The sequence below is a fragment of the Haemophilus sp. C1 genome (genome assembly GCF_001276515.1).
In the GTDB taxonomy this organism is placed as follows: Bacteria; Pseudomonadota; Gammaproteobacteria; order Enterobacterales; family Pasteurellaceae; genus Haemophilus.
Genome location: NZ_LDVZ01000003.1, coordinates 13910 through 35918 on the forward strand (window position 1 = coordinate 13910; position 22009 = coordinate 35918).

A 22009-nucleotide genomic window follows, 5' to 3' on the forward strand; every position below is an offset into this window, starting at 1 on the left:
CAATAAGTCAAATTTATCAGCAAAGAAGAGAAGCTTGGCTTTGGCGAGAGGTGTTAATGATGGTAAGGAAAGCAAAATATTTCGTTGGGATGTGGCGTCGTTGTGCTACAATTCACAGGTTTTTTAATTTAGCAAAAAGGTTTACTTATGAAAAAATGGTTATTCATTATCGCAGGCGCATTGATTATTTCAGCTTGCGCAAATAAGGATGTGTATTTTAACGGCGCAGAAGGTTCTCATTCAGGTGTTAAATTTGATAAAGATTCTCGTCAATGGGGACTAAATCAATAAAAAGTGCGGTTATAAAGAAGCCTATTTTACATTGTAGATAGGCTTTTATTATTTAGATTTTTTAGTTTTCGCACTTATTGCGGCTATCAATAAAATTTCATAATTTTATTTTGATTTTAATAGCTCAATAATCTCTTTTAATGCCTTAATTTCATCGTCTTTTTGAGCTAATAAGGTATCTTTCATTGCCAGTAAACTATTTAATTTTTTATTTTCTGCTGCAAGAATATTACTTACACCAAAATAACTATTATTATTTGTGTGATCACCAATACTAAAGAAAAATGATTTATCTTGGGCAGTAATCAACTCGCCCATATCAATATTAAACACATTCGCAATTTGCTGTAATTTATCTAAATTAATGCTGCTTTGTCCACGCTCAATTTTGGCATATCCATTCGGTGACATTGAAAGCTTCTCCGCCATTTCTTCTTGCGACCATTGATTGATTTCTCTCATTACGCGAATTTTATCGTAGACTTCCATTTTATTTCCTTAAAGTGCGGTTTTACACATTGTTAGGTTAGTTTTTAATATTACTTGTTTATGGTAAAAATTTCCTTGAAGTATATCATTTAGACAATTTTTATCCAAAATTTTATGGAGTCTTTGATGATTAATAATCAGGGTAAGGTAATTCTATTCCACCTGAAAAAATTTCATCTTTAAGTAAAAAATAATGAAACATTGTAAAAATTCCCTTCTTATGAGAAATCGAAAAATCTTATTTATTCTTTTAATTCCTTTAGTTGCACAAGGAAAAGTCATTGAAGAGTCGGGCTATACCTTAGTACATTCACAAACAGGGGATACAATAGAATATACCTACGATGCCGCTACCAAAGACAAACCCTTAAATTCCCTCATCATTGCCGCCAACGGCGGTACGAACAACATTACGATAAAAGGCAAATTGGCAGACGGCTCTGCCGATGCCCCGCCGACGATTGACAATAACTCGATTGGAGGAAATATAAATAAAAACAGTTACAGGTACACATTGGGGTCGCGTCATATCGGCGCGGTGATCTTGGTGGATCAAAGCTATGAGGGCGAAAACAAGGTTACTTTTGAAAACGTAACCATAGCCGCCCATAACGCGAATGTCGGCATTTTGTCTGATGATAAGAGTGAATCCGCAAGCTTGGCGCCGGCGACGCTTACCTTTAAAGGGCGCAACACCATCAATGTAGATGCGGACTTAAATGCCAACTCTAGTAACGACGGTATCCTATTGTTTAATAATGGTGAAAAAATGGGGAACTATCATTTTGTCTCCGAAGAAGGCTCGACGCTGAATATCAACATCAAATCAGGAAAAGATAGAGGACAGGGCATTACCGCCAACCACTATAGTAGCACCAAACCCAACCCTGATTTTCCAAGCATCACCACGATGGAGTTCAAGGGCGATGTGAATATTAAAATCGATAGGAACGGACAGGACGAGGCGGAAAACAACGGTTTTGGCTTCTATTCAAGCAACAGCAGAGGCAATAAGAAGCAGATTCCGCAAGGCTCCAAAATGGAAGCGATTTTCCGTGGGAATGTCGATATCGTTGCAACGCCGGTTTATGACGGGCAAGGCAGACCGAAAAGCATAGGCAGCGCGTTTGCGATTGACGGGAAATACAGCAAAGTCGAGGTTGTCGGTGGGGAAGACAAGGTTGTCAAAATCAAAGGCGATATTTTCGCCTACAACGGCGGCAGCGTGAGCGTAAACCTCGCCAACAAAGATTCTTATTTTGAAGGGGAAGCCCATATCGGGAAAAGGAGCTTTGCCAAAGGGAAAGATATGTTTGCCTTAACCGTGGATGCGGACGGATATGAATTAGCCCCCGATACAGAGTCGATTGAAAAGAAAAAGAAACTGCTGAATTCTAGGCAGAAAGCATTGCCACAAAGAAAAAAATCTTTGGATAACGTAAATAAAAAATTGGATGAAGAAAATAAAGAATTGGATAAACTAAAGAAAGAATTGGCTGAATCAGGTGAAAATGAAAAGAGAAAAGAACTAGAAAAAAAAGTAGCATTGCTAGAGCACAGAATTCAGAACAGAAAAAGGCAAATAGAACGTCTAAAAGAAGACATAGAAGCGGTTGCGGTACTCGAAGAAGAAATCAAAAGATCTGAAGAGTTCTTCGATGAAAACGGTTGGATTAAAGACAGCGCAATCGACGACAAAACAAAAAACACCGTCAACCTCAAAATGAGCAACGGCGCGCGCTGGACGGTTACCAATGATTCGATGCTGAAAGAGTTGGATTTGTCGGAAGACGCGCAGGTCGAATTTAGCGACAACAATAAATTCGTCAAAGTGTCCGTGAGCAATCTCAAGGGCGACGGCGGCGTGTTCAAAATGTACGGCGACATCGTCAAAGGCGAATCGGACAAGCTGATTACCCGAAAAGGCAGCGAAGGGACGCATATTATTGAATATGAAGATAAAGATAAAGCGACTGCGAAAACAACAGGAAAGGAATACCTTAAACTTGTTGAAAATAGAGGCGATAAAAAAGATAACAAAGCGATTTATAAACTGAATGTCCGCTGTACCGAACAAGGGGCTTACTGTTTTTCCATAGGCGAATCTACAGATTCTAAAATAGTCGATATTAAGGCTGACAATAAATACGATTTCTATCTTTATCCAGCCACTTTGAGTTCATGGGCTCAGGCTGCAGTGGTGTTGAATGATTTAATCTATCAATCTAATTTAACTTTAACTGAAAGTTTACATCAACGTTTGGGAGAGGTTCATTTCAATAAAGAGATTGTTAAACAACAAAATGTTTGGGTTAAATCTCTTGGTGGCGAATATGTCGGAACAGAAACTGTGAAAGTGAGAGGATACACAAATCGTTATCGTGGATTAAAAGCAGGTTATGATTGGATTAAAGCAAGAGGAAATTGGATTAATTACAACGGGCTCTCATTTGGATACATCAATTCAACTGCACGATTGAACACATTTGGTGGAAAAATTCATATTTATGGTAAAGAGTTAGGTTTATATTCTGCTTGGCTAAACAAAGAAAACGATCTGTATTTGGATTTTTGGGCAAAAGCTATTAGATATCGTGGTGGCTATAATGTAATTAATTATTCAAATAAAGACATTACATCTCCAAACATCATGGCGTCTACATACATTTTTTCTTCTGAAATGGGGAAACGTTTTAACCTAAGCCAAAATGCTGAACGTGTTATTTATTTCCAACCAGAAGCACAATTAAGTTATCACGCTACGAATGGCTATTCATTTAAAACCTCACATGATGCAAGCGTTAAAACAGAAAGAATGCGTAGTTTAGTGGGGAGAATTGGTTTTCGTGCGGGGATAGATTATTTCAAAGAAAAAAATCTACATCCTTATGTCAAGCTAATGTATGAAAGAGAATTTTTAGGTGAAATGCAACACACATTTAATGAAGTTGCAGTTGAGAGATTCAGTAATAAAGGGAGTTGGTGGGTTTATGGTTTTGGGCTCTCTTATATGAATAAAGCGAAAAATACGCAACTCTATTTCGAGGCACAACGTTCTTCAACGCATAACTTTAAACAAAATTGGCAAGCTCATCTTGGTGTAAGATACTTGTTCTAATTAATGTTTCATATTTACGTTCCATAAAAATAGAGCGATAACTTTTAGGAGAGTTATCGCTTTTTTATTTCAGGAAAAATTATTCTACTTTCACAATCCAGCCTTCAGGGGCTTCGACATCACCGAATTGGATGCCTGTGAGTTCTTCATAAAGGCGACGTGTTACTGGACCCACTTCAGTTTCAGAATAGAATACATGGAATTTGCCTTTATGTTGGATTCCGCCAACAGGTGAAATGACTGCAGCAGTACCACAAGCACCAGCTTCAGCAAATTGATCTAGCTGATCGATATAAACATCACCTTCAATTGCTTCCATACCTAAACGCTCTTTTGCGATATGTAAAAGAGAGTATTTGGTAATACTTGGTAAAATAGATTCTGATTTTGGTGTGATGAATTTATTATCTTTTGTGATCCCAAAGAAGTTTGCCGCACCGACTTCTTCAATTTTAGTGTGAGTTTTTGGATCTAAATAAATCGCATCAGCGAATTTACGTTCTGGCGTACCTTGTTCTGCCGCTAATACATGTGGCAGAAGGCTTGCAGCGTAGTTACCACCGACTTTTACGCCACCGGTTCCCATTGGTGCAGCACGATCGTATTCAGTGGTAATAAAGTTAGATGGAGTTAAACCACCTTTGAAATAGGCACCCACTGGGCAGCAGAATACAGAGAAAATAAATTCTGGCGCAGCTTTCACACCGATGTTTTCACCTACGCCAATTAAGAATGGACGTAAGTATAGGGTTGCGCCAGAGCCGTAAGGTCCGACCCATTCTTCGTTCGCTTTCACCACTTCTTTACATGCACGGATAAATAATTCAGTGGGCACTTGTGGCATGAGTAAACGATCTGAAGTATGTTGCATACGTTTTGCATTTTCTTGTGGGCGGAATAAGTTGATTGAGCCGTCTTTGCAACGATAAGCTTTTAAGCCTTCAAAGCATTGTTGACCGTAGTGAAGTGCGGTAGAACCTTCGTGAATATGTAAGGTATTGTCTGTTGTGAGTTTGCCTTCATCCCATTTGCCATCTTTCCAGTGAGCAATGAAACGGTAATCTGTTTTAATATAACTAAAACCAAGGTTATTCCAGTCTAAATCTTTCATTTTACTTCCTTAATATTATTTTTTTGAATGAAATGCTGTTTAATCTACACCATTCCAGAAGTGATTTAAATAATAAATTCTCGAAATTATGCAATTTTTAGCCAATTAAAAAGGAATAATGAAATTTTGGAAACAGGGCAGGAAATAAAGATATAGTTATGCTAAAATCGGGATGAAAAAAACGCCACTCAATGAGAGCAGCGTTTAACCAAATCGGTTTAATAATATACAGGAAGTAAATGAGTAACATATTTGTTACTCAAGTTCGGTTACCCGAACTATATGCAAACACAACATCATACTTAAGTCCGAAACTCATTAACTAGTAAGGAATTACCAATCATTAAGTATGGTTGTATTGTAAGGAAAAAGGGTAGGAAAGGACAAATGACGTTTTTTTATTTGAAGTATTAGAAAAACTAATCCGAATTAAATCTTGTCTATTATAGACAAAAATTTTATGAATGGAAATACTTATGTATAAACGTTTGCCACCATTGAATTCGCTAAAATCTTTTGAGTCGGCTGCTCGTCATTTAAGTTTTACTAAAGCGGCAGATGAGCTTTGTGTGACACAAGCGGCAGTTAGTCATCAAATTAAATTATTAGAAGAGTTCTTAGGAATTGAATTATTTAAGCGAAAGAATCGTTCCTTAGAATTAACAGAGCTTGGAAAAGCTTATTTTGTTGATATTAACAAAATTCTGCGCCGCTTAAATGAAGCAACAGAGCGATTGTTAACGTTAAAAACGGATCCGCATTTAAATATTAGCGTGCCACAAACTTTTGGTATCCAATGGCTCGTGCCACATTTAAGTGAATTTAATCAGCTTTACCCGCAAATTGAGGTGCGTTTAACTGGCGTGGATCAAGATGAAGGCTTGTTAAATAAAGAAATTGATCTTGCTATTTATTATGGTTTAGGAAATTGGCAGAATCTTCAAGTGGATCGCCTTGGCGAAGAAAATTTATTGATTTTAGCGTCGCCTGAATTACTAGATAAAAATCCAATTATTCAGCCTGAAGATTTAAAAAAACACACATTAATTCATATTCATACACGTGATAATTGGCAAGTGATGGCAAATCATTTACAGTTAGATGATTTAAATATTCAGCAAGGGCCGTTATTTAGCCATACATTTATGGCATTACAGGCAGCGATTCATGGGCAAGGCATTGTATTAGCTAATCGTTTATTAGCCTTGCAAGAAATTGAAAATGGCTCATTAAAAGTGGTGTTGCCAACCAATTTACCTGATCCAAAATCATTTTATGTGGTCAATCATCTTGATCGCCTTGATGACCAAAAAATTCAAGCATTCCGTCAGTGGATTATTAACTCAATTAAACAAGAAGAAAATGAATAAACTCGCATTATATTGTCGCCCAGGTTTTGAGAAAGAAGTCGCCGCAGAAATCACCGATCAAGCAAGTAATTTAGGTGTATTTGGTTTTACACGAGTACAAGATAATTCGGGCTATGTCATTTTTGAATGTTATCAACCTGATGAGGCTGATCGCCTTGCCCGAGAAATTCCTTTTAACCGTTTGATTTTTGCTCGTCAGATGATGGTTATTTCCGATTTATTGGAAGATTTAGATCCCGTTGATCGTATTAGTCCCATTGTGGTGGCGTTTGAAGAATTATCACAACAAGTTAATTTTGCTCAATCTAGCGAGCTTTTTGTAGAAACTGCAGACACAAATGAAGCAAAGGAGCTTTCCACTTTTTGTCGTAAATTTACCGTGCCTTTACGTCAGGCATTGAAAAAACAAGGTTGGCTTTCGGCAGAGGCGAGTCAAAAGAGCGGTCAATTTTTACATTGTTTTTTTGTAAAATCGAATTGCTGTTATGTGGGATATTCTTATGTGGATAATCATTCTCCCCATTTTATGGGAATCCCTCGTTTAAAATTTCCGGCAGATGCACCGAGTCGATCTACGTTAAAACTAGAAGAAGCTATTTTGACTTTTATTCCGCGTAAAGAAGAGAATAAACGTTTAAATGAAAATATGATTGGCGTTGATTTAGGGGCTTGCCCTGGCGGTTGGACGTATCAATTGGTCAAACGAGGTTTATTTGTTTATGCAGTTGATCACGGAAAAATGGCGGCGAGTTTGCATGATACGGGGCGTATTGAACATTGCGCGGAAGATGGGTTTAAATTTCAGCCTCCTAAAAGGAAAAAAGTGGATTGGTTAGTCTGTGATATGGTGGAACAACCAAGTCGTATTTCTTTATTGATTGGTAAATGGTTGTTAAATGGTTGGTGCCGAGAAACGATCTTCAATTTAAAATTACCCATGAAAAAACGTTATCAAGAAGTTATATTATGTTTAGAAAACTTGGCTGTTATGTTGGCTGAGCAGAATTTAAATTTTGATATTCAAGCAAAACATTTATATCACGATCGTGAAGAAATCACGGTACATATAGCATTAAAACCTTGAGTGAATTGTTTTCATAACCAAAAAGGACGTCGCGAATGAATTTACACGAATACCAAGCAAAACAACTATTTGAGCATTATGGATTGCCCGTAAAAAATGGGGCAGTCTGTCAATCTGTTGATGAAGTAGATTTGGTACTAGCTCAACTTTCAGGCGATAAGTGGGCGGCGAAATGCCAAGTTCATGCGGGGGGGCGTGGTAAAGCGGGTGGCGTTAAATTGGTACACGATATAGAGGAAGCAAGAGCTTTTGCAGAAAAATGGCTGGGACAACGTTTAGTCACTTTTCAAACGGATAAATCGGGTCAGCCAGTAAATCAGATTTATTTTGAAGAAACTTGCGATATTGATAAAGAATTTTACTTAAGTGCGGTTGTTGATCGCGCCTCTCAAAAAGTGGTGTTTATTGCTTCCTCTGCGGGTGGAATGAATATTGAAGAAGTCGCGCAAAACTCACCGCACTTACTACACAAAGTCACCATTGATCCTTTATTTGGAGGATTGCCTTATCAAGGGCGTGAATTGGCGTTTAAATTAGGATTAAGTGGTACGCAAAACAAACAGTTTACTGATATCTTTATGGGATTATCTCGGTTGTTTCTAGAAAAAGATTTATCTTTAGTGGAAGTCAATCCACTTGTTCTCACTAAACAAGGCAATTTGGTTTGTCTCGATGCCAAAATATCTGTTGATGATAACGCTTTATTTCGCCATAAAGATCTCTTTGCACTGCAAGATTTAACTCAAAATGATGCCCGTGAAGCAGAAGCTGAAAAATTCCAGTTAAACTATGTGGCTTTAGAGGGCGATATTGGTTGTATGGTAAATGGGGCTGGGCTGGCAATGGGAACGATGGATATTGTGAAACTCTATGGTGGGAAGCCTGCGAATTTTCTTGATGTTGGTGGTGGTGCAACGAAAGAGCGGGTTGCTGAAGCATTCAAAATCATTTTAACCGATCCTTCTGTGAAGGTGATTTTAGTGAATATTTTTGGTGGCATTGTTCGTTGTGATTTGATTGCTGAAGGCGTGATTGCTGCAGTAAATGAAGTGGGCGTGGGAGTGCCAGTGGTTGTGCGATTAGAAGGTACCAATGCTGAAATCGGTCGCCAAATTTTAGCGGAAAGCGACGTTAATATTCTTACCGCACACAGCTTACAACAAGCCGCAGAATTAGCCGTGAATGCAGCAAAAGGAGAACACTAATGGCGATTTTAATTGATAAAAATACCAAAGTGATTTGCCAAGGTTTTACTGGTGGACAAGGGACTTTTCATTCTGAACAAGCATTAGCCTACGGAACGCAATTAGTCGGTGGCGTATCACCAAATAAAGGTGGAACCACGCATCTTGGTTTGCCTGTATTTAATACGGTTCGTGAAGCTGTCGAAAATACGGGGGCTACGGCGACAGTCATTTATGTGCCAGCACCATTTTGTAAAGATGCCATAATTGAAGCCATTGATGCAGGGATTCAGTTAATTGTCTGCATAACTGAGGGCATCCCTACATTGGATATGCTTAAGGTGAAACAAAAATTAAATGAAACAGGCGTTGTGATGATTGGGCCAAATTGCCCGGGAGTAATTACACCTGATGAATGTAAAATCGGTATCATGCCGGGACACATACATAAAAAAGGCAAAGTGGGGATTGTTTCTCGTTCTGGTACTTTAACGTATGAAGCGGTAAAACAAACCACCGATGAAGGCTTTGGACAATCGACTTGTGTGGGTATTGGTGGAGACCCCATTCCAGGCTCTAGTTTTATTGATATTCTCGAAAGATTTCAGCAAGATCCCGAAACTGAAGCCATTGTGATGATTGGCGAGATCGGCGGTTCCGCAGAGGAAGAAGCGGCAACCTTCATAAAAGATAACGTCACTAAACCAGTAGTTGCCTATATTGCGGGTATCACTGCGCCAAAAGGTAAACGGATGGGACATGCGGGGGCCATTATTAGTGGGGGAAAAGGCACTGCCGCAGAAAAAATTGCAGCACTTGAGGCTGCAGGTGTGACCTGTGTAAAAAGTCTCGCTGAAATTGGTGCAGCCTTGAGAAAGGTATTAAAATCATCTAAAAATTAACCGCACTTTAGTTTGACAAGGCGTAGATTGACTCTCTACGCCTTTATTTTTATATGCTCGCCATTATAAAGTGAGCGCAAAACTGCTATAATCAGCGCATACTTTTTAAGGAAGAAACACATGAGCCAATTTTTCTATATCCACCCTGAAAATCCACAAGCGCGCTTGATTAATCAAGCCGTAGAGATTTTACAAAAAGGCGGTGTGATTGTGTATCCGACGGATTCGGGATATGCCTTGGGTTGTATGATGGGCGATAAACATGCAATGGATCGCATTGTGGCGATTCGTAAATTGCCTGAAGGACATAATTTTACGTTGGTGTGTAGTGATTTGTCGGAACTTTCAACTTACGCAACGGTGAGCAATACTGCGTATCGTTTGATTAAAAATAATACGCCAGGGCGTTATACTTTTATTCTTACTGCAACGAAAGAATTACCGCGCCGTTTAATGACATCAAAACGTAAAACGATAGGTTTACGCGTACCAGATAATAAGATCGCTTTAGATTTACTTTCAGCCTTAGGTGAGCCGATTTTATCTTGTTCGTTAATGTTGCCAGGTGAAGAACATACTACGCAATCTGATCCTGAGGAAATTCGAGATCGTTTGGAGCACCAAGTCGATTTAATTATTCATGGTGGATATTTAGGGCAAGAGCCTACAACAGTGGTGGATTTAACGGAAGAATCACCAGTGATTTTGCGCGAAGGAAGTGGAAGTACTGCTCCTTTTATTTAACTTATAGACGCTTGTGAAAGCGACCTTTCCATTATTTAAGGAAAACAATGAAACCTAGTCAAAAACAAACTCAAAGACAACCGCACTTTTCCAAAGATTCAGCAAAGAAAAGTGATTTTTCGGCTAAAAATGATAGACGTTCAGTATCGCGTACTACACGAGTAGAAACGGCAAATACGAAAAAAAGTGCGGTTAATTCTGACAACAAATTTTTAGCTAAGCCAAAAGCGAAACCTGTTGTAAAAGCCTCGAATCAACCTAAAGTAGAGGGCGAAAAATTACAGAAAGTTTTAGCGCGTGCAGGGCAAGGCTCTCGTCGTGAAATTGAAACAATGATTGCCGCAGGCAGAGTGAGCGTAGAGGGTAAAATTGCGACTTTAGGCGATCGCATTGACGTACATTCTGGCGTGAAAGTGCGTATTGATGGCCAAATCATTAATCTTAGCCACGCACAAAAAGAAATTTGCCGCGTGTTAATGTATTACAAACCTGAAGGTGAACTTTGTACTCGTAGCGACCCAGAAGGGCGAGCCACAGTGTTTGATCGTTTGCCACGTTTAACAGGTTCTCGTTGGATTGCGGTGGGGCGTTTAGATATTAATACATCAGGTTTGTTGCTGTTTACCACTGATGGTGAGCTGGCAAATCGCTTAATGCACCCAAGCCGTGAAGTGGAACGTGAATATTCGGTGAGAGTATTTGGTCAAGTGGATGATGCAATGTTAGCGCGTTTACGCAAAGGCGTTCAGCTTGAAGATGGCCCTGCCAACTTTAAAGAAATTAAATTTACAGGTGGTGTGGGTATTAACCAATGGTATGACGTAACCTTGATGGAAGGACGTAATCGTGAGGTGCGCCGTTTGTGGGAATCACAAGGGATCCAAGTCAGCCGCTTGATTCGTATTCGTTACGGAAATATCAAACTGATGAAAGGTTTACCTCGTGGTGGCTGGGAAGAAATGGATCTTGAAAACGTCAATTACTTGCGTGAACTGGTGGGATTACCGGCTGAAACCGAAACGAAATTAGATGTCACACAGCCACGTCGTCGTCCAAAATCAGGACAAATTCGTAAAGCGGTAAAACGTTATTCTGAACTGAGCAAACGTTATAAAAAATAAGGACTTTTTTATGAAAATGCAGCAACTGCGCTATATTGTTGAAATCGCTAACCATAATTTAAATGTAACTGAGGCGGCTAATGCGCTTTATACATCACAGCCTGGAATTAGTAAGCAAGTGCGGTTGCTGGAAGATGAATTAGGTCTAGAAATTTTTGAGCGTCATGGCAAGCATATAAAGTCAATTACACCAGCAGGGAAAAAGATTATTTCTATTGCACGCGAGTTACTTGTTAAAGCACAAGGTATTCGTGCCGTTGCAGATGAATATACTCAGCCAAATCACGGTGTATTACGTATTGCGACGACAAATACTCAGGCACGTTATATGCTGCCAAGCGTGATTGAACGTTTTTCTAAAAAATATCCTGATGTGAGTTTGCATATTCACCAAGGTTCGCCAACACAAATTCATGATGCATTAATGTCGGGAGAGGTGGATTTGGCGATTACTACCGAAGCACCTTATTTATTTGATGATTTGGTTCAGATTCCATGCTATTGGTGGAATCGCGCAGTGGTTGTTACGCCAGAACATCCGCTTGCCAAAGTGAAAGAATTGACGATTGAGGAATTAGGCAAATATCCACTTGTGACCTACACTTTTGGTTTTACAGGTGTTTCTGATTTAGATTACGCATTTAATAGCGCAGGAATTTTACCGAATATAGTCTTTACTGCTACCGATGCCGATATCATTAAGACTTATGTGCGCTTAGGCTTAGGGGTGGGTATTATGGCATCTATGGCTCATACGCCATCAGATACAGATCTTGTGGCGATTGATGCAAGTCATTTATTCCGCCCGAGTATGACGAATATAGCATTTAAACATAGCACGTTCTTACGCAATTATATGTATGATTTCATGGAATATTTTTCACCGCACTTAACTCGTAGCGTCGTGGAAAAAGCCGAGCGTTTGCGTGATAACAATTCAGTGAAAAAATTATTTGATAACGTGAAATTAGACGTTAGATAAATTAATTGTTGAAATTAAGTGATAGAGAAAAGGACGTTAAACGTCCTTTCTTACTCTTATTGTTCATTCTGATTTTGAAGTTTTTCTTGTTTTGAATGATAAAAATAAAGATATATTAAACCAATTGGTGCAATAAAAATTGAGAATATGAAACAAATCGCCATTGTGATTAGTTTTGTTACAAGCATTAAAGGTGCATTAACGAAAAAAACATTATCACCTAAAATATATTCGATAATACTTTCATAAACGAATCGAGAATAAGGATATAATAATAAGCAGATTAATCCTAGGATTGCATTTGTTACAAGAATAGATATTTTCCCAGTGTGATTATATCCGTTATAGCTTATAGCAACTATAAATATAAAGAATATTAAACCAAATAGAAATTGTCGAGTATAGTAAGCTTTTGATAATCCACCAAGTGTCTTAGATAAAAATGACATGGTATCTCCTTATTCTTGAATTTATAGTCTTCCTCAGTCTAACTTACATCGTAAATAAGTGCAATTTATTTATGTATAAAGGTGTATTGTGCATATTTGATTAATGCACTTGTTACAATAAAAATAAATATGGTACCAAGTTCATGACGATCACTGTTGCGATAGAAAGTAACAATCTTGATGCGCCAAAAATAAAACCACGATTAGTGCCATTATCAAATTTTACTAATAAGTTTGCCATCGCCGTGAGGGCATATACTTCAATGACTGTAAAAATGACAAGATAGGCATAGGCTGAAAATACGGAAAGATAACGTAAGGTTATAAACCAAGGCACGATAATTCCAATAGCCAACAGAGGCGCAACCCATGCTGCTTGTTTGATTGTTAAATTAATTTTTCTTGAAAAATAGCTTTGTAATAGCACGGTGAGTAAGCCATTGCCAAATAATGCTATCGGCGAATGTTCAGGCATGCCAAGTTTATTGTTAAATAAAAATGGGAAAATGACAAAGAAAGAGCTCGCAATGGCAAGAGGTAAAAATAGCATTAAATGCACCATTAGAAATTCTTTTGTAATAATTTCTTTGATTTGTGTGAAACGAAATTTTACCAATGTTTGTATGGTTTGAATTTGATAGAAAGGCTTCACCATTAAGGCGAATAATACGGCTTCCATTGAAAAACAGACCCAAATGAGCAAGTCGATATGTTCGTATTTAATAAATGGGATGACTAAAAGCGGAGCAAACATGGATGACATGGAGGTCACTTTTAGATATTTCCCTTGCAAGCGCGTTTTTTCTTTGTATTCATCTCCAGCCAACACAAGTAAGCAGGCTTTGGCATTGGTTCCAAATAAGCAACTACCTAAACCAAAACAAGTGGTCGCAATAAGGAGCAATAAATAATTATCTGCTGCGAGAAAGAAAATATAAGCTATTACATCTAAAAAACAGCCGAGCAACATCATTTTGGCTAAACCATAGCGATCGCCCCAAATACCAGCAAGAATGGAAAGGGCTTGGTTTGAGAAAAAGAGTAGTGATAAGGAAAAGGCAATTTCGCTGTTGCTTAATCCTTTACTTTGTAGATAAATCAGAAATACCGTTTGCACAGAAAAAAAGGCAAGGGTGGAAAAGAAACGCCGAGTAAGTAAAAGTTTTTGTAAATTCATAGAGTCAAATGATAAAAAAAGAAAAGCACGCGTTGAATAACGCGCGCCATGAATTTTATAAGTGCGGTTGAAATTGATAGTAAAATTTTACCGCACTTGAAAGATTAAAACAGATCGTGATATTTCACTAAATCTTTACGCTGAATAGCAAATACGCCTAGCCCGCCATTTTTAAGTTCTACCCATTCAAATGGTACATCTGGATATTGCTCAATTAAGCTCACCATACTATTGCCCACTTCACACACCAACACGCCATTTTCGGTTAAGTAATCTGGTGCTTGTTTCAAAATTTGTTTGGTAATGTTTAAGCCATCATGGCCAGAACCCAAGGCTAACTCTGGTTCAAAATGGAATTCTTCCGGCATATCGGCAAGATCTTCTTTATCCACATAAGGTGGATTGGTCACGATAAGATCGTATTTTTGACCCAAAATATTTTCAAATAAGTTGGATTGAATCGGGTATACGCGATGCTCTAATTGATGGCGTGAAATATTGATCTCCGCGACATTAAGTGCATCAACCGATAAATCGACAGCATCTACTTCCGCATTTGGGAAAGCATAAGCACAAGCAATGGCAATACAGCCACTGCCTGTGCACAGATCGAGAATATGATTCGGTTCTTGTGAAATTAAATCTTCAAAGCGATCTTGAATTAAAGCACTAATTGGAGAACGCGGAATAATAGTTCGTTCATCGACATAAAATTCGTGACCACAGAACCAAGCACTATTTGTTAAATATGCCACCGGTACGCGTTGTTCGATTCGGGTTAATACAAGTTGAACTAAGGTTTCTTTTTCAGATGGGGTTAATCGACTGTTAAATAATTCGGTAGGTAAATCAATGGGTAAATGTAAGCCACTTAAAACGAGTTGCAGGCTTTCATCCCAAGGATTATCGTGCCCTTGCCCGAAGTAAATATCAGATCGATTGAGAATGCTATACGTCCAACGCAGAAAATCTTGGATGGTTTGCAGTTCGTTTGTAACATTATCTTCCAAGATAGTTGCAACTAATTCTTGGTTATGTGAAGTTTCCATCGCATTTCTCCATAAAAGTGAGTAGAAAAGTTAGCATAAAATTCGGCATGAAAATTTGGCGTAGTTATACCACAGATGAGAATGTAGAACTATGATATGATACGCAAAATTTGAAATTAATGAGAAAAAATGCAAGACGAATTTGATTTATTCCGTGCGGAAACCAAAGGTATTAAGCCAATTAAACAAGATACTTTTGTTGCCCCTCGCCAAAAACGCGATCAGAAAAAAATAGAATTGAACGAATTACGAGCGAAAGAAGACACATTGTTCTATTTTTCTGATGAATATGAGCCGTTACTGAATGAGCATGATGGTGTTGTGAAATATTTACGTGATGGGGAAGATTCCCATTTATTAAAACAACTTCGTCGTGGAGATTTTTCGCCAGAATTGTTTTTAGATTTACACGGTTTAACCCGTGAACAAGCTAAGCAAGAATTAGCCGCACTTTTACTGGCTTGTGAAAATGAGCATGTGGATTGTGCCAGTATCATGACGGGCTATGGCACCTTTACATTGAAAAAACAAATTCCACGTTGGCTAGTACAACATCCTAAAGTACGGGCATTACATCAAGCGCCAAGAGAATGGGGCGGTGAAGCCGCAATTTTGATTTTGGTTGATTTGTAAAAAACTTTATAAAAAATACCGCACTTTTACTGCCCAGGGCAAAGTGCGGTATTTTCTTTTATGTTTTTACTTGAACTATTGTGTCGCTTGAATTGCGGTTAAGGCAATTGTGTACACAATATCATCAACTAATGCTCCACGAGATAAGTCATTGACTGGTTTGCGCATACCTTGAAGCATTGGACCGATAGACACTAAATCTGCAGAACGTTGTACTGCTTTGTAAGTGGTGTTACCAGTATTTAAGTCAGGGAATACGAATACCGTTGCTTTACCTGCAACCGGAGAATTTGGTGCTTTAGAGCGAGCCACGTCTTCCATCACAGCTGCATCATATTGTAATGGGCCATCGATTAATAAATCAGGGCGTTTTTCTTTCGCAATACGGGTTGCTTCTTTCACTTTTTCTACATCAGCACCGCTACCAGATGTACCCGTTGAGTAAGAAATCATCGCCACTTTTGGATCAATACCAAATGCTTTTGCAGAATCCGCAGATTGAATTGCGATTTCCGCAAGTTGTTCTGCAGTTGGATCTGGGTTTACCGCGCAGTCGCCATAAACAAGCACTTGATCTGGTAATAACATAAAGAAGATAGATGAAACAATTGAACTACCAGGTGCAGTTTTGATGATTTGCATTGGTGGGCGAATGGTGTTTGCAGTGGTGTGAACGGCTCCAGATACCAAACCATCTACTTCATTTGCTTCTAACATCATAGTACCAAGCACTACAGTATCTTCTAATTGTTCACGTGCTGCGGTTTCGGTCATACCTTTCGCTTTACGTAATTCAACTAAACGATCAACATAGTTTTCACGAACATCTGCTGGGTTAATGATTGTAATGCCTTTACCTAATTTAACACCTTGTACTTCTGCAACACGTTGAACTGATGCTGGATCTGCTAAAAGTACACATTCCGCAATGCCACGTTCTGCACAAAGTACGGCTGCTTTGATTGTACGAGGTTCATCGCCTTCAGGAAGCACAATACGTTTTTTCGCCGCACGAGCAAGTTCAGTTAATTGGAAACGGAATGCAGGTGGGGATAAACGAGGTAAACGGCTGGAATCTGCAACTAAATTATTGATAAAGTCAGCATTAAAGTGTTGGCTAATGTATTGTTTAATATTTTCAATACGTTCTTTGTCATCAACGGGCACTTCAAGATTAAAGCTTTGTAAATTTAATGCTGTTTGCCAGGTGTTACCTTCAATACGGAAGATTGGCAATTTTGCTTTTTCAAAAGCTGGTTGGCAAAGTTTATTGATTTGAGCATCAATTTTGTAACCACCAGTTAATAAGAGACCGCCGATTTCAATACCATTTGACGCTGCGAGAGCGGCTGCCACAAGTACATCTGGACGATCCGCTGAAGCGACTAATAAGCTGCCTGCACGGAAATGCTCAACCATATTTGGCAAACTTCTTGCACAGAAAGTGATACCACGGATACGACGGTTAATATCTCCTTCAGTGATAATTGATGCACCTAAGTATTTCACTAAATCGATAGCACGTGTTGCGATTAAATCTGCAGACCAAGGCACGCAAGCTAATAATTTGATTGAGCTATTTGCAAATAATTTGCTCACTTCTGCTTCACAAGCATGGCTGTGTTGGAATGAATCAAAAATTTCAGCAAGATCAGGGCGTGTACGACCAGATTCATCAACGGGTGCATTAAATTTGTTTACAACTACGCCTAAAAGATTCGGATTGTTTTTACCGCCAAATAAAGAGGCTGCTGCTTCTACACGATCTTTTAATTCGGTTGGAGTTTCAGTTGCAGGTGCTGCAACTAGTACGATTTCCGCATCTAATGCTTGTGCGATTTCATAGTTGATGCTATTTGCGTAACCATGTTTTCTTGTTGGAATTAAACCTTCAACCACAACGATATCGTTGTTTTTAGTTAATTGTTGGTGATTTGCCACAATTTTTTCTAACAACACATCTGATTGATTTTGACCGATTAATGATTCCGCAACGCTTAACATAAACGGTTCAGAAGTTTCAAGGTTAGTGCTGGTACGAATGATAGAGGTTGTACGATCCAGTTTATCTTCACCTGTGCTTGGTTGAGAAACAGGTTTCATAAAAGCAACTTTTGCGCCTTTTTGTTCAAGAGAATGGATTAATCCCAGACTAATGCTAGTTAAACCCACGCCTGTGCTTACAGGGATAAGGATAATCGTGCGAGACATAGTTAAACCTTAATGTGTATATGTTATAAATAAAAACTGCCGAAAAATTCGGCAGCTTGTTGTTAAATTAGAAACAAAGTTTTGCGGTATCTTGTGCGATAACTAATTCTTCGTTAGTTGGAAGAACAATCGCTTTAAATGCGGAATCATCAGTAGTGATTACGCCATCTTTACCGAAACGTGCCGCAAGATTGCGTTCGTTATCCACTTTAATACCAAATAATTTTAAGTGATTTAATGCTAATTCACGAACGTGTGCTGAGTTCTCACCAATACCACCAGTGAAAGCAATCGCATCTAAGTGATCATCACCTAATACAGCCATATAAGCACCGATATACTTCGCTAAACGATAGCTATATACATCTAAAGCGCGTTTTGCTTCTGGTTTAGATGCATCATCGTAATTATCTTCAGCATAACGGCAGTCGCTCGTTACTTCAGTTAAACCTAAAAGACCAGATTTTTTCACTAAAGTCTCTTCGATTTGTTCCATAGACATACCTAAAGTTTTGTATAGGTAGAATACGATTGCAGGGTCGATATCACCACAACGAGTACCCATGACTAAACCTTCTAACGGAGTTAAGCCCATTGATGTATCGATACATTTACCATTACGCACAACAGAAACAGAACCACCGTTACCTAAGTGACAAATAATAGTATTGACTTGATCTGCAGGTTTACCGACATATTCAGCGACTTCACGAGAAACGAAGTAGTGGCTAGTACCGTGTGCACCGTAGCGACGAACGCCATGTTCTTTATATAAAGAGTATGGAAGGGCATAAAGGAATGCTTCTTCAGGCATGGTTTGGTGGAATGCCGTATCAAAAACTACCACGTTTTTATCTTTTAAGTGCGGGAATGCGTTGAATGCTTCGCGAATACCGATTAAGTGCGCTGGATTGTGAAGTGGCGCAAATTGTGCAGCATCTTCAATACCTTTAACGACTTCATCAGTTACGATAACAGATTGGGTGTATTTTTCACCACCATGTACGATACGGTGACCAATTGCCGCGATAGAGTTTTTAAGCTCATCTGTCATGATATTAGACGTGATAAAGTTAAGTGCTTCAGTATGAGCTGCACCTGCGCCTAAATCTGCGTTACCTTTCTCACCATTGAGTTTCCATTTGATACGAGCTTCTGGTAAGAAAAATGCTTCCGCTAAGCCAGATAATTTTTCTTCACCTGTTGCAGGATCAAGAATTGCAAATTTTAATGAAGAACTACCACAGTTAAGGATAAGAACAAGTTTTGACATGGGAACCCTATATTTGATTAAAGTTAATGGAAATCCACCTTGTAGATGGACTGTAAAAATCTGGCATAGGATACACCTTTTGACAAACAAAATAAATTCATCCCCGCATAAAAAGATAACGATTTATGGAACTTTTTGAAAAATTAAACTTTTTCAGCAAGGTGACAATTTCAGGCAAACTGGGGTATGATAAGTGCGGTTGTTTTTTAAAGGTGTTTTTATGGCGTTTTTTTCCATTTTTAAACAGGGACAAATTTATCTTAATACTTGGCCACTGGAGGCGAAGTTAGGGATTATTTTCCCTGAAAACCGTATTATGAAAGCCACGAGTTTTGCACAAAAATTTATGCCTTTTGTTGCTGTGTTTGCAGTGGTGTGGCAACAGATTTATGCAAAAAATGATTTGATGGCCTTTTCTATTGCAATTTTGACCGCACTTTTTGCTTTGCTTATTCCTTTTCAAGGTCTTTATTGGCTTGGTAAGCGTGCCAATACGCCGTTAGAAAATCAAAGTGCGGTATGGTTTTATGATATTTGCGAACGCTTAAAACAACGACATGAACCCTTGCCTTTTGTGCAAGATCAACCGACATACCAACATTTAGCAGAAGTCTTAAAGAAAGCTCAAAGCAAATTTGAACGTGCTTTTTGGCAGGAAATTTAGTTTACGCAAACGTTTTCTTTTGGGCTGTATTTTTGTAGAATACCTCGGTCGTTTTAAACGACCGTTTTTCATTGAGAGATTTTTTAATGATCGATTACATTATTATTGGCATTATCGCTTTTTCCATTCTTGTCAGTTTATTACGCGGTTTTGTGCGCGAAGTGCTTTCACTCGGTAGCTGGGTTGTGGCATTTATTGTAGCAAGCCAGTTCTATCCTTATCTTGCCGCTTATCTTACGCAAATTGAATCAATGTATATTCGTAATGGAACCGCAATCGGGATTTTATTTGTACTGACTTTAATCGTGGGCGCCATAGTAAATTATGTGATTAGTCAATTAGTAGATAAGACGGGTTTAAGTGGCACAGATCGTGTGTTAGGTGCGGCTTTTGGTTTAGTGCGCGGTGCGCTGATTGTGGCTGCGTTGTTATTTTTTATGGATACTTTTACCAATTTTGAACAAACTGATTGGTGGAAAGAATCACAATTAATACCGCACTTTGGTTTTATTATTGAATGGTTCTTTCAACAACTTCAGGCGAGTTCAAGTTTTTTAACTCCAACGCTTAATCAATAAGGAACACAAAATGTGTGGTATTGTCGGTATTGTTAGCCAAAGTCCGGTTAATGAATCTATTTATGCAGCATTAACTCTTTTGCAACATCGTGGGCAAGATGCTGCGGGCATAGTGACGGTTGATGATGAAAACCGTTTTCGCTTACGTAAAGCTAATGGTTTAGTGAGTGATGTGTTCCATCAAGAGCATATGCTACGGTTGCAAGGAAATGCTGGATTAGGGCATGTTCGCTATCCTACAGCGGGGAGTTCTAGCGTCTCAGAGGCGCAGCCTTTTTATGTGAATTCTCCCTATGGTGTCACTTTGGTGCATAACGGCAACTTAACTAACTCAGTCGAGTTAAAAGAAAAAGTCTTTAAAACAGCTCGCCGCCATGTTAACACGAATTCAGATTCCGAACTTCTTCTTAATATTCTCGCCAACCATCTCGATCATATTTCTCAAGCTCACCTTGACCCACAAGATATTTTCTATGCCATTCGTAAAACTCATAACGATGTTCGTGGTGCTTATGCTTGTTTAGCGATGATTATTGGGCATGGCATGGTTGCGTTTCGTGATCCTTTTGGTATTCGTCCCTTGGTGTTGGGTAAACGCGAAGAAAATGGCAAAACTGAGTATATGTTTGCCTCTGAAACAGTTGCTTTAGATATTGTGGGTTTTGACTTTGTTCGTGATATTGCCCCAGGTGAAGCCGTTTATGTGACGTTTGATGGTGAGCTTTATTCGCAACAATGCGCCGAAAGTGCGGTGCTAAATCCTTGTATTTTTGAGTATGTTTATTTTGCACGCCCAGATTCAACGATTGATGGCGTCTCTGTTTATGCTGCGCGTGTTCACATGGGCGAAAAACTCGGACAAAAAATTGCAAAAGAATGGGCGGATGAAATTGATAATATTGATGTGGTGATTCCCGTTCCTGAAACCTCCACAGATATTGCGTTACAAATAGCTCATGTACTAGGGAAACCTTATCGCCAAGGATTTGTGAAAAATCGCTATGTTGGCCGTACCTTTATTATGCCAGGACAAGCACAGCGTATTAGTTCTGTTCGCCGCAAATTGAATACCATTAAAGCTGAATTTAAAGATAAAAACGTCTTATTGGTGGACGATTCTATCGTTCGCGGTACAACCTCTGAGCAAATTGTTGAAATGGCTCGCTCAGCTGGCGCGAAGAAAATTTACTTCGCCTCTGCAGCTCCAGAAATTCGTTATCCGAATGTATATGGTATTGATATGCCGAGTCGCGATGAGCTGATCGCTTACGGTCGAGATGTTGATGAAATTGCGCATTTGATTGGCGTAGATAAACTAATTTTCCAAGATCTGACCGCACTTACTGAATCTGTTCAATTAGAAAATCCAGCCATTCAAGGATTTGATTGTTCAGTGTTCACAGGCGAATATATTACAGGCGACATCACGCCAGAATATTTAGAGAAAATCGCAAGTCAACGGAACGATAGTGCAAAGAAAAAACGTGAAAAACAAGCATCTAATCTTGAAATTTATAATGAACAATAAATTGCGATAAGGCGAGATATTTAATCTGATAAAAAATCACCGCATTAAAAA

Annotated in this window: 20 protein-coding genes; 13 read left to right on the top strand and 7 right to left on the bottom strand. The window is 38.8% G+C overall.

The genetic code is table 11. The annotated features are described in order from the left end of the window. Positions 1-147 precede the first annotated feature (147 nt). Entirely contained in the window at positions 148-291 is a 144-nt protein-coding gene (locus ABW51_RS09710) for a hypothetical protein (RefSeq protein ID WP_005630689.1), read from the top strand. Between the two features lie 105 nt (positions 292-396). On the opposite strand, the gene ABW51_RS01800 is transcribed toward ABW51_RS09710, so the two are convergent. Beyond that, complete coding sequence (locus tag ABW51_RS01800; RefSeq protein WP_053465319.1) at positions 397-780, bottom strand: helix-turn-helix domain-containing protein; 384 nt, start codon at positions 778-780, stop codon at positions 397-399. 193 nt (positions 781-973) lie between these two features. On the opposite strand from ABW51_RS01800, the gene ABW51_RS01805 reads away from it, so the two are divergent. Next, positions 974-3898 carry an autotransporter outer membrane beta-barrel domain-containing protein gene (locus ABW51_RS01805; protein WP_156262538.1) on the top strand — a complete coding sequence of 975 codons (2925 nt, stop codon included), beginning with the start codon at positions 974-976 and terminating at the stop codon, positions 3896-3898. 79 nt (positions 3899-3977) lie between these two features. Here the strand turns inward: ABW51_RS01805 and ABW51_RS01810 are convergent, their stop codons facing one another. Beyond that, positions 3978-5009: a branched-chain amino acid aminotransferase gene (locus ABW51_RS01810; protein WP_005626306.1), complete on the bottom strand. Its 1032-nt coding sequence runs from the start codon at positions 5007-5009 to the stop codon at positions 3978-3980. Between the two features lie 476 nt (positions 5010-5485). On the opposite strand from ABW51_RS01810, the gene ABW51_RS01815 reads away from it, so the two are divergent. The 7 genes from ABW51_RS01815 (at position 5486) to cysB (ending at position 12396) form a co-directional block, all read left to right on the top strand. Further along, positions 5486-6379: a transcriptional regulator GcvA gene (locus ABW51_RS01815; protein WP_053465320.1), complete on the top strand. Its 894-nt coding sequence runs from the start codon at positions 5486-5488 to the stop codon at positions 6377-6379. Next, positions 6372-7463 carry a 23S rRNA (cytidine(2498)-2'-O)-methyltransferase RlmM gene (gene rlmM / locus ABW51_RS01820; RefSeq protein WP_053465321.1) on the top strand — a complete coding sequence of 364 codons (1092 nt, stop codon included), beginning with the start codon at positions 6372-6374 and terminating at the stop codon, positions 7461-7463. The genes ABW51_RS01815 and rlmM overlap by 8 nt, the downstream gene beginning before the upstream one ends. Before the next feature lie 35 nt (positions 7464-7498). Further along, a complete protein-coding gene (sucC, locus tag ABW51_RS01825) occupies positions 7499-8668 on the top strand; it encodes an ADP-forming succinate--CoA ligase subunit beta (protein WP_053465322.1) in 1170 nt (389 codons plus the stop codon). Then, complete coding sequence (gene sucD / locus ABW51_RS01830) at positions 8668-9549, top strand: succinate--CoA ligase subunit alpha (RefSeq protein ID WP_053465323.1); 882 nt, start codon at positions 8668-8670, stop codon at positions 9547-9549. Before sucC ends, sucD begins: the two co-directional genes overlap by 1 nt. Positions 9550-9669: 120 nt before the next feature. Beyond that, a complete protein-coding gene (locus ABW51_RS01835) occupies positions 9670-10293 on the top strand; it encodes an L-threonylcarbamoyladenylate synthase (RefSeq protein WP_005638700.1) in 624 nt (207 codons plus the stop codon). 47 nt (positions 10294-10340) lie between these two features. Next, complete coding sequence (gene rluB, locus ABW51_RS01840; RefSeq protein ID WP_053465324.1) at positions 10341-11414, top strand: 23S rRNA pseudouridine(2605) synthase RluB; 1074 nt, start codon at positions 10341-10343, stop codon at positions 11412-11414. Positions 11415-11424: 10 nt separating this feature from the next. Then, positions 11425-12396, top strand: a complete 972-nt coding sequence (gene cysB / locus ABW51_RS01845; protein WP_053465325.1) for an HTH-type transcriptional regulator CysB — start codon at positions 11425-11427, stop codon at positions 12394-12396. A 56-nt stretch (positions 12397-12452) separates the two neighbouring features. Here cysB and ABW51_RS01850 read toward each other — a convergent pair whose 3' ends face one another. From ABW51_RS01850 to prmB, 3 genes are all read right to left on the bottom strand, one after another. Then, complete coding sequence (locus tag ABW51_RS01850; protein WP_053465326.1) at positions 12453-12845, bottom strand: hypothetical protein; 393 nt, start codon at positions 12843-12845, stop codon at positions 12453-12455. Positions 12846-12957: 112 nt separating this feature from the next. Further along, on the bottom strand, positions 12958-14022 hold the full coding sequence (locus tag ABW51_RS01855; RefSeq protein WP_053465327.1) for an MFS transporter: 1065 nt from the start codon (positions 14020-14022) through the stop codon (positions 12958-12960). A 104-nt stretch (positions 14023-14126) separates the two neighbouring features. Then, positions 14127-15071 carry a 50S ribosomal protein L3 N(5)-glutamine methyltransferase gene (gene prmB / locus ABW51_RS01860; RefSeq protein WP_053465328.1) on the bottom strand — a complete coding sequence of 315 codons (945 nt, stop codon included), beginning with the start codon at positions 15069-15071 and terminating at the stop codon, positions 14127-14129. A 129-nt stretch (positions 15072-15200) separates the two neighbouring features. On the opposite strand from prmB, the gene smrB reads away from it, so the two are divergent. Next, the gene (smrB, locus tag ABW51_RS01865; RefSeq protein WP_053465329.1) at positions 15201-15704 is read left to right on the top strand and encodes an endonuclease SmrB; all 504 of its coding nucleotides are present in this window, start codon (positions 15201-15203) and stop codon (positions 15702-15704) included. Positions 15705-15779: 75 nt separating this feature from the next. Here smrB and pta read toward each other — a convergent pair whose 3' ends face one another. Together pta and ABW51_RS01875 are read right to left on the bottom strand one after the other, a co-directional pair. Then, complete coding sequence (gene pta, locus ABW51_RS01870; RefSeq protein WP_053465330.1) at positions 15780-17915, bottom strand: phosphate acetyltransferase; 2136 nt, start codon at positions 17913-17915, stop codon at positions 15780-15782. Between the two features lie 67 nt (positions 17916-17982). Beyond that, entirely contained in the window at positions 17983-19188 is a 1206-nt protein-coding gene (locus ABW51_RS01875) for an acetate kinase (RefSeq protein WP_053465331.1), read from the bottom strand. A 220-nt stretch (positions 19189-19408) separates the two neighbouring features. Between ABW51_RS01875 and yfbV the strand changes: the two genes are divergently transcribed. From yfbV to purF, 3 genes are all read left to right on the top strand, one after another. After that, positions 19409-19852, top strand: a complete 444-nt coding sequence (yfbV, locus tag ABW51_RS01880; protein ID WP_053465332.1) for a terminus macrodomain insulation protein YfbV — start codon at positions 19409-19411, stop codon at positions 19850-19852. Between the two features lie 86 nt (positions 19853-19938). Continuing rightward, positions 19939-20430 carry a CvpA family protein gene (locus ABW51_RS01885; RefSeq protein ID WP_005670590.1) on the top strand — a complete coding sequence of 164 codons (492 nt, stop codon included), beginning with the start codon at positions 19939-19941 and terminating at the stop codon, positions 20428-20430. A gap of 10 nt (positions 20431-20440) precedes the next feature. Further along, positions 20441-21958 carry an amidophosphoribosyltransferase gene (purF, locus tag ABW51_RS01890; RefSeq protein WP_053465333.1) on the top strand — a complete coding sequence of 506 codons (1518 nt, stop codon included), beginning with the start codon at positions 20441-20443 and terminating at the stop codon, positions 21956-21958. Positions 21959-22009: the final 51 nt, after the last annotated feature.